Here is a 16,314-nt window from a genome sequence, read left to right on the forward strand (position 1 = left end):
TTGTTTCGTCTTTAGATTAAGTTGAAAAAAAGCTGTTTTTGTTCGCCTGTATTCTGTAAGAAGGATGATTTTAACTTTATTATAACGAAAATATTTCTAAAAAACTAAAAAATATGGAAAATTCAAAGTGAATTGATCATCAATTGAACATTAGTTTGTTGAATCAACTTACTAAGTATATTCATAGGAGGAATAAAAAATGGTCAACTCAAATATGAAAACGTTACACAACTTAGAAGGAATCGGAAAAATACAATATGAAGGAAAACAATCAAAAAATCCACTCGCTTTTAAACACTATGATCCAAACGAAATGATTGGCGGAAAAACAATGAAAGATCACCTGCGCTTCTCAGTCGCTTATTGGCATACATTGACTGCAGATGGAACAGACATGTTTGGAACTGGCACGATGCAGAGAGCCTGGGATTCCTATAGCGGAATGGATTTAGCGAAAGCTAGATTGGAAGTGGCCTTTCAACTTTTTGATCTATTGGATGTTCCGTATTTTTCCTTCCATGACCGTGACATTGCACCGGAGGGAGATACGCTTCAAGAGACCAATCAACAATTAGACATCATTTTAGATAGAATGAAAGAATACATGCGGGATAGCGGAGTAAAGCTGCTCTGGAACACGGCCAATATGTTCAAAAATCCTAGATTTGTACACGGCGCAGCGACATCTTGTCATGCAGATGTCTTTGCCTATGCGGCCGCACAGGTGAAAAAAGGCATCGAAACAGCTAAAGAACTCGGCGCTGAAAACTACGTTTTCTGGGGAGGACGAGAAGGATACGATACTCTGCTGAATACAGATATGAAAAGAGAGCTTGACCACATGGCGTCGTTCTTGCATATGGCTGTTGATTATGCAAAGGAAATTGGGTACACTGGCCAATTTTTAATTGAGCCTAAGCCAAAGGAGCCAACCACTCATCAATACGATGCAGATGCAGCGACATCTATCGCCTTTTTAAAGCAATACGGATTAGATTCACATTTTAAATTGAATATCGAGGCCAATCACGCGACGCTTGCCGGTCATACGTTTGAGCATGAATTACGAGTAGCAAGAATACATGGATTGCTCGGTTCTGTGGATGCGAACCAAGGGAATACGCTGCTCGGCTGGGACACTGATGAATTTCCAACAGATTTATATGCCACAACTCTTGCCATGTATGAAATTCTGCAAAATGGCGGACTAGGAACTGGTGGTCTCAATTTTGATGCAAAAGTTAGAAGAGCTTCTTTTGAGCTTGAAGATATTTTGTATGCCCATATTGCGGGTATGGATGCATTCGCAAAAGGACTGCGGGTCGCTCATAGACTCATAGAAGATCGTGTGTTTGAAGATGTGATAAAGCACAGGTATCGCAGTTTTTCTGAAGGGATTGGCCGTGACATTTCAGAAGGAAAGGCAAACTTTCATACATTAGAAGAGTATGCGCTCAAACACCCTTTGATCAGAAACGAATCGGGAAGAGAGGAACAGTTGAAAGCCCGGTTAAATCAATATTTGTTAGAAGATTGATTGAAGGAGCGGACCTGTTTTGAAGGAGTGAAGACATGAAGTATGTGATGGGAATTGATCTTGGAACGAGCGGAGTCAAAGCAATATTAGTAGATGAGAATGGAAAGGTGTGCTGCGAGGCCTCTAAGTCTTACCGCCTCATTCAAGATAGACCTGGATATTGTGAGCAGAACCCAGAGGATTGGGTTGAGCAAACAGTGGCTGCGATGAAAGAACTGATGGCAAGACAGCCTGTTCATTCAAAGAAAGTAGAAGGCATCAGCTTTTCTGGACAGATGCATGGTCTGGTTCTTTTAAATGAATCCCGCAAGGTACTCCGCCCTGCGATTTTATGGAATGATACACGAACGACAGCGCAATGTACACGCATCACAAAAAAGCTGGGGGAACGGCTGCAAAAGATCACGAAAAATCAGGCGCTAGAAGGATTTACACTGCCAAAATTATTATGGGTAAAGGAACATGAACCAGAAATTGATCAACAAATCGACATGTTTTTACTCCCGAAAGATTATGTCAGATTTCGTTTAACAGGGTCTGTTCATATCGATTATTCTGATGCGGCTGGCACATTGCTGTTAGATATTGGAGAGCAAAAGTGGAGTGAAGAGATTTGTCAGGCATTTGATATTCCTCCTCATATTTGTCCGCCGCTTGTCTCATCAGAGGAAGAGGTCGGTACACTATTGCCGCACATTGCACGTGAGGCGGGGATCGAAGAGGGTGCAAAAGTCTTTGCTGGCGGGGCAGACAATGCTTGCGGAGCAATTGGAGCTGGCATTTTATCCTCTGGCCGCACGTTATGCAGCATTGGCACATCTGGCGTCATTCTCTCTTACGAAGAGGATCATGAAAGAGCGCTTCAAGGAAACTTGCATTTGTTTCATCATGCAAAAAAAGACGCTTTTTACACAATGGGTGTCACCCTTTCAGCAGGATATAGCCTTAACTGGGTAAAACACTTACTGGCTCCAGAGGAATCGTTCCAATCGCTTTTAGAGGGTGCGGTTGATGTCGCGCCAGGAGCGAATGGATTGCTCTTTACGCCATATTTAGTCGGGGAGAGAACACCTCATGCGGATTCTACCGTTCGTGGAAGCTTGATTGGATTAGACAGCAGACATGAAAGGACACATATCGTAAGGGCTGTGCTAGAAGGGATTACCTTCTCGTTAAATGAATCCATCGCCTTATTCCGGCAAGCAGGGAAACACATAGATTCTATTGTCTCCATTGGGGGCGGCGCGAGAAGCCGGACATGGCTTCAAATGCAAGCAGACATTTTTCAGGCTGAGGTCATCCAGTTAGACAATGAACAAGGGCCTGCTTTAGGTGCAGCTATGCTGGCCGCCGTTGGCTGCGGATGGTATCCGTCGCTTGAGGCATGTGCAGATCAGTTTATTCATCAAGCTGCTGTCTATGAGCCAGAGCAGCAGCATGCAAGTATATATGCTGATCTATTTCATCTGTATCAAAAGATCTATACACAAACAAGAGACATCCATGCCGGGTTAGAACAATACCGTTCTGTCTAGTAAGAAAGGTTACATGAAAGGAGGTGGTGGGCTCGTTTCATCTTAGAGAAGGCAGAATAATATGATGAAAAAAGGAGAGGGATGAAAAATGAATTTGAAAAGATTGAGGCTGTTGTTTGTGATGTATATTGGATTTGTGCTGACACTGACTGCTGTACCAGCTCATGCGGAAACGATTTATGATAATAGAATAGGCACACACAGCGGATACGATTTTGAATTATGGAAGGATTACGGAAATACCTCAATGACACTCAATAATGGCGGAGCATTTAGCGCACAATGGAACAATATTGGAAATGCTTTGTTTCGAAAAGGGAAGAAGTTTGATTCCACTAAAACTCATCATCAACTTGGCAACATCTCCATCAATTACAACGCAGCCTTTAACCCGGGCGGGAATTCCTACTTATGTGTCTATGGCTGGACACAATCTCCATTAGCTGAATACTACATTGTTGAGTCATGGGGCACCTATCGCCCAACAGGAACGTATAAAGGATCATTTTATGCCGATGGAGGCACATATGACATTTATGAAACGCTACGTGTCAACCAGCCTTCTATTATTGGGGACGCTACCTTTAAGCAATATTGGAGTGTACGTCAAACAAAACGTACGAGCGGAACTGTATCCGTCAGTGAGCATTTCAGAAAATGGGAAAGCCTAGGTATGCCAATGGGGAAAATGTATGAAACAGCATTAACTGTAGAAGGCTACCGAAGCAATGGAAGTGCAAATGTGATGACCAACCAGCTGATTATTCGATAAAACCAAATGAAAAAAAGCCAGCAGTTTTTGCTGGCTTCAGCGTGTAGACAAACCCTCGCATTCGTTGTCAGGTCTGCGCGCTGGTGCTCACGAATGTTAAATTCGCTCCGCGCCAGTGCTCGCCCTTCCTAGACTTCAAAGGTTTTCTATCACGCTGAAAAGAAGACAAAGTGCTAAAATAAAAATCATTTTAGCACTTTGTCAACAATCTAAAGCCAGCAGTTTTTGCTGGCTTTTCTTCTGTCTATGATAATTTTTCAACTTCCACTCTGCCAGAAAAGAACGTCGCGCCGCCGCCCATATCTGCCAAGCGATCTGGTGTTAATCCATTGACTAAATGTTTTTTGCCTTTTTGATCTGCCCATAATCCTTGACTGACCACAACACCAGATAATACATTTTGACCGACTGATACGACCAGCTCACATTCTCCTCGATCATTCAGCACACGCACCATGTCACCATCTTCAATCTGTCTTGCCTTTGCATCTTGTTCATTCATATGAAGCTTAGGAAATTTCTCAAGCTTTTGATGCTTTTCATGAAGTGAGAAGGTTGAGTTAAGAAAATTATGATTCGGACCTGGTATAAAGGTAAGCGGATATTCACTTTCCTGATAAAGGGGCATATAGGTTGGTAGTGCTGGATAGCCGTCTTTTTTCATTTGTTCAGAATAAAGCTCAATTTTCCCGCTTGGAGTAGAGAGCTTTAAGTCTTGGAAAGGTCCTCGTTTTGCTTTGATCCATTTCTTTTCTTTTAATGCTTCGTACGAAATGTCCTCATAATGCGGATTTTCCGGATGGTGAAGGGCTTGTTCCATGAGCTCCGCATCTGTCTCGCGGAAGGCTTCATCTTCAAAGCCCATCGCATGGGCTAACAGGCGGAACACTTCCGTATTGGATTTACTTTCTCCATAGCGTTCAATCACCGGCTCTTGAATTTGAATATAATGGTGCCAGTATGATGTATAGAAATCCTCATTTTCAAAAGCGGATGTTGCCGGCAGGACAATGTCTGCATACGCAGCTGTCTCTGTCAGAAATAGGTCATGAACCACTGTAAATAAGTCCTCTCTCAGCAAACCTTCTCTTACTTTATTTGCTTCAGGTGTCACAACGGCTGGGTTGCACGAGTAGACAAAGAGTGAATCAATGGAAGGCGCTGCATTCGTCAGCACACTGCCTAGCTGATTCATATTAAATGATCTTGGCGTGCGTTCCTTTAACAGATCCGGCCGCTGAAGAGCGGTTTCATTATAACTGAGAAAAGAAGAGTTTGATTTCATCGCACCGCCGCCCTTGTAGAGCCATTGACCAGTCAGAGCAGGGAGGCAGGAAATGGTTCGAATACTCATCCCGCCATTATCATGGTGCTGCAAACCATTGCCAATGCGAATGAGAGATGGCGATGTCTCTGCGTACATTCTCGCAAGTGTAAGGATGTCCTCTTTAGAAACCCCAGTGATACCCTCAACGGTGTCTGGATCATACTGCTTCACATGCTCGCGCAGCTCTTTATGACCGGTTGTATATTCCTCTAAAAAGGCTTCATCTGTCAGTCCTTCTTTAAAAAGGACATGCATGATGCCAAGGGCAAGTGCGCTGTCAGTACCAGGTCGAAGCGGAATAAACCAATCTGCCATCCGTCCGGTTTGGTTCTTGTGAACATCAATCACGACAATCTTTGCTCCTTGCTTTCGCGCTTTTTGTGCGAGGGTGATTTGGTGCATATTGGTCGACACAGCATTGATGCCCCAAAAGATAAATAGTTTCGTATGAATGGTGTCTTCTGGGTCTGTCCCGATGCTTGCACCCATTGTATATTTATAGCCAGTCGTTCCTGCTGACTGACAGATGGTCCGGTCTAACTGACTTGAACCAAGACGATAGAAAAAGCGGCGGTCCATGCCTTCTGCATTCAGATTGCCCATGTTCCCATAAAAGCTGTAAGGCAGAATACTTTCTGGACCTTTTTCTTCAACCAGCTTTGTCCATTTTTGACGAATGGTTTCAATGGCTTCTTCCCACGTAATCGGTGCAAATTGACCATCGCCTTTGCGTCCAACACGTTTCAAAGGAGTGGTCAGCCGTTTTTCATCATATAAACGGGCTGTGACATTCCGCACCTTGTTGCATATGTTGCCTTGGGTAACTGGGTGGTCTGGATCTCCCTGCACTTTTACGATCTTTCCATTTTCTTTATGTATCAAAAGACCGCACTGATCCGGGCAATCTAACGAACAAACTGATTTGAATATTCCGTCTTTCATTGCTGTATAATCGGTCATGAATTTTTGGCTCCCTTTCTGCATTCCGTTATCACTTTGTATGGACTTTATTTTAGCATGTTCGGAGATGGAAGGTAAGAAAGAGATGATGAATTGAAGAAAATGAAAAAGCCCCTCAAAAGGGACTTTTAAAAACGGGTGACCTGTACAGGAAATTCTTTTACCCCAAAAACAAATGTGCTTTGAATGGGTTTTAGCTGATCTGCCGCACAGGTGATGTCTTGAAACGTCTGGAGTAAAACCTCAAGGGCAATGTTGCTCTCAAGGCGGGCTAGCGGTGCACCGAGACAAAAATGAATGCCAAAGCCAAAGCTCATATGCGGATTTGATTTCCGGTCAAGGCGGAACGTATCTGGATCGTCAAATTTCTGTTCATCGCGATTTGCAGAAGCGACCCAGCTAATGAGATAGTCACCTTTTTCAATTTTTGAGCCTGCAATCTCCACATCCTCGGCCGCGATTCGCCCAATGGCTTGAACAGGCGGGTAATAGCGTAACGTTTCCTCGGTCAATTGAGGAATAAGAGAGAGGTCCTGCCGTACTGCTTCGGCGATATGCGGCTGCTCTGTAAGCAGTCGTACTGCATTTGTAATTAAATTGGTCGTTGTCTCATTACCAGCAACAAGTAATAGAATACAAAAGCCAAGCAGTTCATTCTCGGTTAAACGCTCACCATCGATTTCCGCTTGAATGAGAAGTGAGATCAGGTCATCAGCAGGGGAGTCTTTTCGTTTTTGGATTAAGTGAGCAAAATAAGAGGACAGCTCTTCCTCTGCGCGTTTCTGCATATCGACAACTGCCTGAATGGCTTCTTTTGATTCATCCTTAGCACCTGCCACTAGGGCATCAGAATGTTTCTTAATCAGTTCTCTATCTTTTACCTCTGCACCGAGAAGCTCAGCAATAATCATCACAGGCAGGGGAGCTGCTAGATCTTGCACGATATCAAACGTACGTTGATCCTTGACTTGTTGCAGCAGGTCATGTGTCAGGTCTTTAATCTTACCTTCTAATTGCTTGATCGCTTTTGGCGTGAATGCTTTATTCACGAGTGCTCTCATCTTTGTATGTTTTGGAGGGTCCATTGTTAAAATACTCGTTTTCGAGGTGCTTCTTCCTCGCTGTGATGAGAACACTTTCGGCTGCTTGAGAACAGACTGGATATCCGCATATCGAAAGAGATCCCAGCACTTTCTTGTTTCATCATATCTCATATCACTCTGCGCACGTAGCTCATTGTAAATAGGGAATGGGAAAAGAAGGTCATCGGTAGAACGGATTTCTTTCATTGGAATGACATTGACATAGTTTTCTTTCACTTTCATTATGAACGCTCCTTTTTCACTTGGTTTCTCTTTCACCGTATCACCAGTAAAATGTCATTTCAACGGACATGTTTTCTAAAATATGTCAATAGTCTAATCGGAAGATTCAAGCACATTCATCGTATAGGAAAATAGAAAGTCATTAAAAATGATAGCGCTTTCTAAAAAATAGAATTGAAGTCACCGAATCAAAAATAAAATGGGGAATTCAGTCGAAAGAAAGGGTACTATGATGCAAATACGAATAGTTCTTTTGGTCTAATTTGTTGTTTCGTAAAAGCGCAGTCAGCATACATATAGCAAGCGGTTCGCTATACAATCGGGACTTTTGAAAAGCACTAGCTCTTTCTTGACACGATTTCTCATCATGTTACGATAACTAACGTGTGAAAAACACGAACAAAAAGCGAACAAGGGAGAGGATCCATATCATTGATCAAAAGAAAGTTGCTTTCATTGGAGCAGGTTCTATGGCGGAAGGAATGATTGCAGGGATTGTGCGATCAGGACAGATGCCGCTAGGCCAAATTTACGCAACAAACAGACAAAATCAACATCGATTGAATGAACTAACGAAACGATACGGAATACAAACAGCCACAATGGAGTCTTTTCCTTTTGAAGAAATGGATATGTTGATCCTGGCCATGAAGCCAAAGGATGCTGAAACAGCACTTGAATCGTTAAAACCTCATATTCAGAGAGACCAGCTGATCATGTCTGTCCTTGCAGGCGTTAAGCAATCATATATTGAAGATATGCTGCATGAAGGGCAGCCTGTTATGAGGGTGATGCCCAATACGTCAAGTACGATCGGGGCTTCAGCGACCGCTTTATGTGCTGGACGTTATGTGAAAGACGACCATATCAGCATGAGTCAGGCTCTTTTATCTGAAATGGGCGAAGTCTATACCATTCAGGAAGAGCAAATGGATATTTTCACTGGAATTGCCGGAAGCGGCCCAGCCTATTTTTATTTCTTAATGGAGAGAATCGAAGAAGCGGGAGAAGAAGCAGGTTTATCTAAGGAATTGTCTCGCCAAATCGGTACGCAGACACTTCTCGGTGCAGCGAAAATGCTGCAAGAAACAGAAGAAGACCCTTCTACTCTAAGAGAGAAAATTACGTCACCAAATGGAACAACGGCTGCTGGATTGAATGCATTAGATGATTTTGGCGGTGGAGAAGCGATCAAGCAGGCCGTCAAACATGCTGCTAATCGATCAAAAGAGATCAGCAATCAGCAAAAACAAAAAGTATCTATATAAATAGAGCTCAGGTAAAGGAGTGATAAGGTGTACGCAGATAAAGAGAGAAAACGAATTGTTGTGAAAATCGGAAGCAGCTCTCTTACTAGCTTTCAAGGGGAGATTAGTTTAAAAAAACTAGAAAACCTCGTCAATCAAATTGTGAAACTCAAAGATGCAGGACACGAAGTCATTTTGGTTTCATCTGGTGCGGTTGCAGCTGGTTACCGAAAACTAGGATTTATCGATAGACCCAAAACACTGCCGGAAAAACAGGCATCTGCCTCAATTGGGCAAGGCCTTTTAATGGAATCATATTCTACTTTATTTTTATCACACGGTTATATTGCCTCACAGCTTTTAATCACAAGAAGTGATTTTTCCGATGAAACACGCTATCAAAATGTGCGCAACACGATGAATGTGTTATTAGACCGAGGCATCATCCCAATTATTAATGAAAATGACACAGTGACGATCAATCGGCTGAAGTTCGGAGATAACGATACATTGTCTGCAAAAGTAGCTGGATTGATTGATGCGGATTTCCTTGCCATTTTATCTGATATTGATGGCTTGTATGAAGATAACCCGCATACAAACCCAAATGCGAAGAGAATTCTTGAAGTCACAGACATCACAGAAGACATCGAAGCAGCGGCTGGAGATGCAGGCAGCAGTGTGGGTACAGGCGGAATGAAATCAAAGCTCGATGCGTTTAAAATTTCCATGGCCGCTGGCATCAATGGCTTTTTAGGAAAAGCGGATACGCCTCACATTTTAGATAAAGCGATCAATGGGACAGAGGACGGCACTTATTTTACGGCTGATGAAAATTTAGCTCCGCTGAATTACAAGAAGCAGTGGATTGCCTTTCATTCTGGACCAAAAGGCGAGATCGTTGTTCAAAAAAAATCACAGGAGCACCTCATGCACCGCGAGAAATGCCTTGATTCCGATGGCATTGTCAATGTAAAGGGTTCGTTTAAAAAAGGCGATGTCGTCCGTATTTTAGATCAAGATGGAAGAGAAATAGGGCTTGGTATTGTGAATTATCCATCTGATGAACTTGCACTGAGCAGTGACTCGTTACAGGATGAAGTGGTTCATGTCATCGATCTTGAAGCGTTTGTTTGTCATTTAGATTTATCGATACCAGTTTGCTAACCAAAAGGGAGGAATTCCATGACACTGACAGCTGAAGTTGTCACATCGGTCAAAGAAAAAGCAAAAAAAGCAAAGCACGTTTCAAAAAAACTAGGTTTACTTCATACAGAGGATAAAAACGAGGCGCTGCTTAAACTAGCAGAAGCGTTAGAACAAAAAAGCACCTTCATTTTACAGGAGAACCAAAAGGATGTAGATGCCGGGAAGGAAAAGGGCTTCTCAGAGGCACTCTTGGATCGTTTAATGTTAAATGAAGAAAGAATTCATGAGTTTGCTGAAAGTTTGCGGCTTGTGACGAGATTAACAGATCCTGTTGGAGAAATATTGGATGAATGGACTCTTGAAAACGGCTTGCACGTGAAAAGCCGAAGAGTACCGCTCGGCGTGATCGGGATGATCTATGAAGCGAGACCGAACGTCACTGTCGATGCAGCAGGGCTTGCCCTCAAGGCAGGTAACGCAGTGATTTTAAAAGGCGGTTCCTCCGCTATTTCTTCCAACAAAGCCATTGTCCGTGTCATTCATGAAGCATTGGATCAAACAAAGATCCCGCGTGATGCGGTGCAATTGATTGAACAAACAGACCGTTCATCGGTTCAAGCGATGTTCCATCTGAAAGATTGGATCGATGTCTTAATTCCGCGAGGGGGAGCTTCTTTAATCAAAACAGTGGTTGAACAATCCACCATTCCCGTCCTTGAAACAGGGACAGGAAACTGCCATGTCTTTATTGATCAAACAGCCAATGTAAAAAAAGCCATTGAGATTGTCATCAATGCAAAAACGAATCGTCCGGCTGTATGTAATGCACTTGAGACGCTGATCATCCATCGTGATTGGCTGAAAGAGAATGCTGCATCATTGAATGAAGCTCTGCTGGAGCACCATGTCACTGTACATGGTGACGAGGCAGCACTGTCTCATTTTTCAAACGCCATTCCTGCTGAGGAAGTGGACTGGGCAGATGAGTATTTAAGTCTTGATCTTGCAGTAAAGGTAGTCGATTCAATCGAGGAAGCCATACACCATATTGATCAGTACGGTACAAAACATTCAGAAGCCATCGTGACAGAAGATGAAAAGCAGGCACTCACGTTTTTAAACGCAGTCGATGCGGCGGCGGTTTATCATAACGCATCTACCCGCTTTACAGACGGCGGCGCACTTGGATACGGGGCTGAAATTGGCATCTCCACTCAAAAACTGCATGCAAGAGGGCCAATGGGACTTCCTGCACTCACGACAACGAAGCTGCTTCTATCTGGCGATGGCCAGATTAGAGGCTAGAAGAGATGCAAAAAACACTACCTTTTTTATAGGGTAGTGTTTTTTAGTGTATGATGAAGATTTTCATTTGTTAGAGCAAGTTTTCTTCATGACTTTCTCAAATTTAAAGAATTCAAATTCCTCAGGTGCTGATGGCTCATTTTCTTGATCATCTGTATGAGGTGCGTTCGGATCTGGATGTTTCATGTGATAAAATTCAACAATTTGAAAGCCGCACTTATTGACATAAAAATGAATGTTGCGTTTTTCAAAATACGGGGTCACAACCTCCCATACCATCGTTTCTGGATATTGCGCCTCGATGGCTTTCCATGCTGCCTGACCAATGCCTTTTCCGTGTGAGGATGAAGAGATGTATAATAGGTCAACTGAGTTGTGATGGGTCTCTTTGTTGATTTTAATGACAACTCCGCCTGCCTTTTCACCATTTAGCTTAATATGATAAACAATGTGTTCATTTGATTGAAAAGATTCATCAATCACTTCATCTGGAGGAATCGGTCCATCATGCGCATCGCCAAATGCATCGATCACGCCAGCTGTAAAAGCTTTCTGCAGCTCTTTTTTCATAAAAGGGAAATCCTCTTTATTTGCAATTTCTAATGTCACTTCATGTTGAGTTATGTTGTTCATGTTTTTATCCTTTCCCAGCGTAGTGGTGGTTCTGCATGTTATCATGATAAAGGATGGAGTAACTCCATAGTCAAGAGAGGAGCCTTAATCATGATCAATGATGTGCAAAAAACGTTTTTCACTGGAGAATTTGCCAAGCTATTTGATGTAAAAAAAGATACCCTGTTTTATTACGATAAAATTGATTTATTTAAGCCAGCTGGTGTCCATGAAAATGGGTACCGTTACTATACATTCGAGCAATTTGATCATTTTATAGCGATTCAATCCCTTCGAGCTGTTCAATTTCCGATAAAAGAGTTAAAACAATATTTTACAGAGCCTTCCCGCGAAAGGCTTCAAAGCCTAGCAGCCGAACAAATAGAAAAGGTCAAACAAGAGATTGAAAAACTTCAAGATATCCAGTCTTTTCTTATGCGGGTGATGGAGACGACGCAAGAACTATCATCTATAAAAATAGGAGAGGTTCTGTTTCAAGAGATGCCAGAAGAACCTGTTGTATTAAGTGCATCGAACCCAATTGACATGAATACATCCGTAGAAGAAATATCACGTATTGTTGGAAAATTTCTAAAGGGAATTGGTATAAAAGGTGCTGCGGCAAATGGTGCTGTCTTAAAAAAGGAGCAGTTTCTTCAGCGTCACTATCATCAGTCAGATCAGCTGTTTTGCCGAATGGAAGCGCCAGGAGCAGTTAAAAAACCTGCGGGCCTCTATGCTGTGATGTATGATCAAGGATCATATGAGGAGATTGAGTCTGCTTATTCGCGCTTGTTAGATGAAATCGAGAAAGAGGAAATGATGCTGGATGGAGATGTATTTGAGGAGTATTTGCTTCATTCACTCATGTCTAAAGATGAAGCAGAGTATATAACGAAACTCAGTGTAAAAGTGAAAAAGCGAGCTGATTAACAAAAAAGAGGATAGACCGCATGGGCGCGTGTCTATCCTCTCTTTATATTTAACCCACTTGATTCTCCGAAAATTGGCTCATATATAAGTCTGCATAAAAGCCTTTTTGTTTCAAGAGTTCACTGTGCGTTCCTTTTTCAATGATGGTGCCATCTTTCATGACTAGAATAAGGTCTGCATCCTTGATCGTCGACAGCCTGTGTGCAATGACGAAGCTCGTTCTGCCTTTCATCAATTCATTCATCGCTTTTTGAATGTGCATCTCTGTCCGTGTATCCACACTGCTCGTCGCTTCATCTAATATCAAGATCTTTGGATCAGATAAAATCGCACGGGCGATGGTTAACAGCTGGCGCTGACCTTGGGACAGATTGCCGGCATCTTCTGTTAAGAGTGTGTCATATCCGTCTGGTAGTGTGCGGATGAAGTCATCAGCATAAGCATGTTTGGCGGCTTTGATGACATCCTCTTTTGAGACGTTCTGCCTGCCATAGGCAATATTGTCGTGAATCGTTCCTTCAAAAAGCCACGTATCCTGAAGAACCATCGCAAATAAGTCGCGTACTTGCTGACGGCTGAGGTCAGTTGTTTTGACGCCGCCGATGCGGATAGAGCCTTGATCTAATTCATAGAAACGCATTAAAAGATTGATGATGGTTGTTTTTCCAGCGCCTGTTGGCCCGACAATAGCAACCGTTTGTCCTTCTTTTACATCTAAAGTCAAATCTTTAATAATCGGATGGTCTTTTTCATACCCAAATTGAACTTGTTCAAAGCTCACATCGCCTGAAAGTGATTCAAGATCAATTGCTGCATCTTCCTCGGCACTTTCTTCTTCCTCATCGAGGATTTCAAATACCCTTTCAGCAGAAGCAATCGCTGATTGAACCAAGTTGGCGACGCTTGATGCCTGCACGAGCGGTTGAGACATTTGCTGCGTGTATTGGATAAACGCCTGCACATCTCCGACACGAATATTCCCATTAATGACAAGAATACCGCCGGCTACACTGACTGCCACATAGCCAAGGTTCCCGATAAACGTCATCAATGGCATCATTAAACCAGAAATGAACTGCGCTTTCCTTGATGATTCATACAGCTGTTCGTTTAATTGATCAAACGTATCAATCGCTTTCTTTTCGTAGCCATACGCACGAACCGTTTGATGCCCTGAGAACATTTCATTAATATGTCCGTTGATCATCCCGAGCTCTTTTTGCTGCGCTTTAAAATGCTTTTGAGAAAATGACGTAATGCCGCGAATCGCAAACAGGCTGAGCGGCAGCGTTAAACAAACAAGCAAGGTCAATAGCGGACTAATCAATAGCATCATGACGACAATCCCAATGACCGTAATGACAGATGTAATCACTTGGGTGAGTGCCTGCTGAAGCGATGTATTAATATTATCGATATCATTCATCACACGGCTCAGCGTGTCCCCATGGGTTGTTTTATCAAAATACCGAAGGGGGAGACGTGTGAGCTTGTCATTTGCTTCTTGCCGTAATTCAGCAATGGTCTGTTGGGAGACACCCGCCATCACATATTGCTGAACGAATGAAAAGAGAGAGGCAATGACATATAGCGCGACAAGCAGTAATAAAATACGTGAAATGACATCAAATTGAACAGCTGTTCCTTGAGTAAAGCTGTCAAACAGGGAAGAGGTGGCATCCCCTAGCAGCTTTGGACTAATGACGTTAAAGACGGTTGAACCGACCGCTGCAATGAAGACAATGATCAATTGAATTTTCCTCGGTTTTAAATAACCAATCAAACGAAGCAGTGTTTTCTTAAATTCCTTCGGTTTTGTGACAGGTCCTCTAGGGTGGCCGCCTTTATGGCCCATGCCGGAAGACATTTTCTTACTCATCCTCGCTCCACCTCCTGACCTTCCTGGGATGCAACAATCTCTTGATAGACAAGATTGTCCTTCAGTAATTGTTCATGTGTTCCGATACCTGCGATTTTCCCATCATCTAGTACGATGATTTTATCACTATGCTTCACTGTGCTGATTCTTTGCGCCACAATGATGAGGGCTGCATGCGCTTTTTCAGCTTCTAATGATGCCCGAAGCTTCGCATCTGTTTTGTAATCAAGTGCTGAGAAACTATCGTCAAACAGATAGAATGACGGCTTTCTCACTAGCGCTCTTGCAATAGAAAGACGCTGCTTTTGACCGCCAGATAGATTCGATCCACCCTGGTCAATTTCCGCATTGATTCCGCCATCTTTTTGCAAAACAAATTCTTCTGCCTGCGCCGTTCGCAGCGCTTGCCAGACGTCCTCATCGCTTGCATCCTGCCTGCCAAAACGCACATTATCGGCAATGGTGCCGCTAAATAAAACCGCTTTTTGAGAGACATAGCCCATCTGGCTTCTTAGTTTCTCCTGAGGCAGCTCTCTAATGTCTACACCATCTAGTGTAATCCGGCCATCTGTTGCTTCATAAAAGCGTGTCATCAGCTGGAGAAGAGTGGTTTTCCCAGAACCTGTACTTCCGATAATAGCTGTCGTTTCGCCAGTTTTGGCTTCAAACGTAATGTCTTGAACTGCCGGTTTCTCAGCTTTTGAGTAATAAAATGACACATCTTCAAAACGAATGGATTGGGCTGGCGCGCGCAGGTCAATAACAGTTCCTTCATTGTCTTTAATCTTCGGTTCCATGTTTAACACTTCGTTCATGCGTTTAGCTGATGCTTGTGCTCTTGGAACCATAATAAAGCTCATCGACAGCATAATAAGTGCCATTAAAATCATCATCGCATATTGAATGAAAGCAATGAGATTCCCAACTTCCATCTCTCCGGCATCAATTCGGTTTGCACCTAGCCAGACAATACCGATATTCGTGAAGTTCATGATGATCAGCATAAATGGAAACAAGTAAGCCATTAATCGGTTGACTCTAAGGCCAGTATCCTTGTAGGATGTGTTGGCTTCTTGAAAACGCTCCTTTTCATCATCTACACGGTTAAAAGCACGAATGACCCGGATGCCTGAAAGAGATTCTCGCATAATTAAATTCAGCCGGTCTGTTTTCTTCTGAAGCTGGCCGAATAATGGAATGGCTTTTCTCGATACCAAATAGATAAATCCGCCAAGAAGGGGAAGAGCTGCTAAAAAAATGAGAGACAGGACAGCATCTCGGGATACAGCCAAAATAATTCCGCCCACAAGCATGAGCGGTGCTCTCGTCATCATTTGTAAAATCATGATCGTGACATCTTGGACTTGTTTCACATCATTTGTTGATCTTGTAATAAAGGAAGACGTCCCGATCCTTTGAAATTCTTCTAGTGAAAATTGTTCGACATGCACAAACAGCTGTCTTCTCATATCACGCCCGAAGCCAAGTGCAGTCTTTGATGACAAGTAAGACTTCCAGATCGTGAGCAAGATGGCAAGTAAAGAACAGGCCACCATCCAGCCGCCAACCTTCCATATGTAAGCAATATCTCCTTGGACGATTCCGACATCGACGATATCTGCCGTAAGCGTCGGTAAATACAGCTGGAGCATGCTGCTTAAAAAGGTGAGGATAACAATGGACACAACGGACAGCCGATACGGCTTTAAAAACGATAAAATTGATTTCATACG

The 16,314-nt window shown here is 43.0% G+C and carries 12 protein-coding genes; 7 read left to right on the top strand and 5 right to left on the bottom strand.

Annotated elements, in window-relative coordinates:
- Positions 1 to 199: 199 nt before the first annotated feature.
- The 3 genes from xylA to ACSSTM_RS02390 all read left to right on the top strand — a co-directional run bounded on the left by xylA (position 200) and on the right by ACSSTM_RS02390 (position 3,844).
- The gene (gene xylA, locus ACSSTM_RS02380; protein ID WP_437403975.1) at positions 200 to 1,537 is read left to right on the top strand and encodes a xylose isomerase; all 1,338 of its coding nucleotides are present in this window, start codon (positions 200 to 202) and stop codon (positions 1,535 to 1,537) included.
- A gap of 35 nt (positions 1,538 to 1,572) precedes the next feature.
- Positions 1,573 to 3,072, top strand: a complete 1,500-nt coding sequence (gene xylB / locus ACSSTM_RS02385; RefSeq protein ID WP_034660896.1) for a xylulokinase — start codon at positions 1,573 to 1,575, stop codon at positions 3,070 to 3,072.
- An 88-nt stretch (positions 3,073 to 3,160) separates the two neighbouring features.
- Positions 3,161 to 3,844 carry a glycoside hydrolase family 11 protein gene (locus ACSSTM_RS02390; RefSeq protein WP_437403976.1) on the top strand — a complete coding sequence of 228 codons (684 nt, stop codon included), beginning with the start codon at positions 3,161 to 3,163 and terminating at the stop codon, positions 3,842 to 3,844.
- Between the two features lie 244 nt (positions 3,845 to 4,088).
- Here ACSSTM_RS02390 and ACSSTM_RS02395 read toward each other — a convergent pair whose 3' ends face one another.
- Both ACSSTM_RS02395 and ACSSTM_RS02400 read right to left on the bottom strand, forming a co-directional pair.
- A complete protein-coding gene (locus ACSSTM_RS02395; protein WP_187704553.1) occupies positions 4,089 to 6,131 on the bottom strand; it encodes a molybdopterin oxidoreductase family protein in 2,043 nt (680 codons plus the stop codon).
- Between the two features lie 128 nt (positions 6,132 to 6,259).
- Positions 6,260 to 7,456, bottom strand: coding sequence for a cytochrome P450 (locus ACSSTM_RS02400; protein WP_034660894.1), 1,197 nt, complete (start codon positions 7,454 to 7,456; stop codon positions 6,260 to 6,262).
- Positions 7,457 to 7,926: 470 nt separating this feature from the next.
- Between ACSSTM_RS02400 and proC the strand changes: the two genes are divergently transcribed.
- Genes proC through ACSSTM_RS02415 form a run of 3 tightly spaced genes read left to right on the top strand, consistent with a single transcriptional unit; the run spans position 7,927 to position 11,157 of the window.
- Positions 7,927 to 8,724, top strand: a complete 798-nt coding sequence (proC, locus tag ACSSTM_RS02405; RefSeq protein WP_420734893.1) for a pyrroline-5-carboxylate reductase — start codon at positions 7,927 to 7,929, stop codon at positions 8,722 to 8,724.
- Positions 8,725 to 8,751: 27 nt separating this feature from the next.
- The gene (proB, locus tag ACSSTM_RS02410; protein ID WP_034660892.1) at positions 8,752 to 9,870 is read left to right on the top strand and encodes a glutamate 5-kinase; all 1,119 of its coding nucleotides are present in this window, start codon (positions 8,752 to 8,754) and stop codon (positions 9,868 to 9,870) included.
- An 18-nt stretch (positions 9,871 to 9,888) separates the two neighbouring features.
- Positions 9,889 to 11,157 (top strand): glutamate-5-semialdehyde dehydrogenase, encoded by a 1,269-nt coding sequence (locus ACSSTM_RS02415; protein WP_095285270.1) that lies wholly within the window; start codon positions 9,889 to 9,891, stop codon positions 11,155 to 11,157.
- 63 nt (positions 11,158 to 11,220) lie between these two features.
- Here ACSSTM_RS02415 and ACSSTM_RS02420 read toward each other — a convergent pair whose 3' ends face one another.
- Positions 11,221 to 11,790: a GNAT family N-acetyltransferase gene (locus ACSSTM_RS02420; RefSeq protein WP_034660890.1), complete on the bottom strand. Its 570-nt coding sequence runs from the start codon at positions 11,788 to 11,790 to the stop codon at positions 11,221 to 11,223.
- 90 nt (positions 11,791 to 11,880) lie between these two features.
- On the opposite strand from ACSSTM_RS02420, the gene ACSSTM_RS02425 reads away from it, so the two are divergent.
- Complete coding sequence (locus tag ACSSTM_RS02425) at positions 11,881 to 12,702, top strand: MerR family transcriptional regulator (RefSeq protein ID WP_420734894.1); 822 nt, start codon at positions 11,881 to 11,883, stop codon at positions 12,700 to 12,702.
- Between the two features lie 49 nt (positions 12,703 to 12,751).
- Here ACSSTM_RS02425 and ACSSTM_RS02430 read toward each other — a convergent pair whose 3' ends face one another.
- Together ACSSTM_RS02430 and ACSSTM_RS02435 are read right to left on the bottom strand one after the other, a co-directional pair.
- Entirely contained in the window at positions 12,752 to 14,581 is a 1,830-nt protein-coding gene (locus tag ACSSTM_RS02430; protein ID WP_034660888.1) for an ABC transporter ATP-binding protein, read from the bottom strand.
- Positions 14,578 to 16,311 carry an ABC transporter ATP-binding protein gene (locus tag ACSSTM_RS02435; RefSeq protein ID WP_095285267.1) on the bottom strand — a complete coding sequence of 578 codons (1,734 nt, stop codon included), beginning with the start codon at positions 16,309 to 16,311 and terminating at the stop codon, positions 14,578 to 14,580. The genes ACSSTM_RS02430 and ACSSTM_RS02435 overlap by 4 nt, the downstream gene beginning before the upstream one ends.
- Between the last annotated feature and the right edge of the window lie 3 nt (positions 16,312 to 16,314).

This window comes from Bacillus sp. RK1064 (assembly GCF_051488405.1).
Taxonomy (GTDB): Bacteria; Bacillota; Bacilli; order Bacillales; family Bacillaceae; genus Bacillus.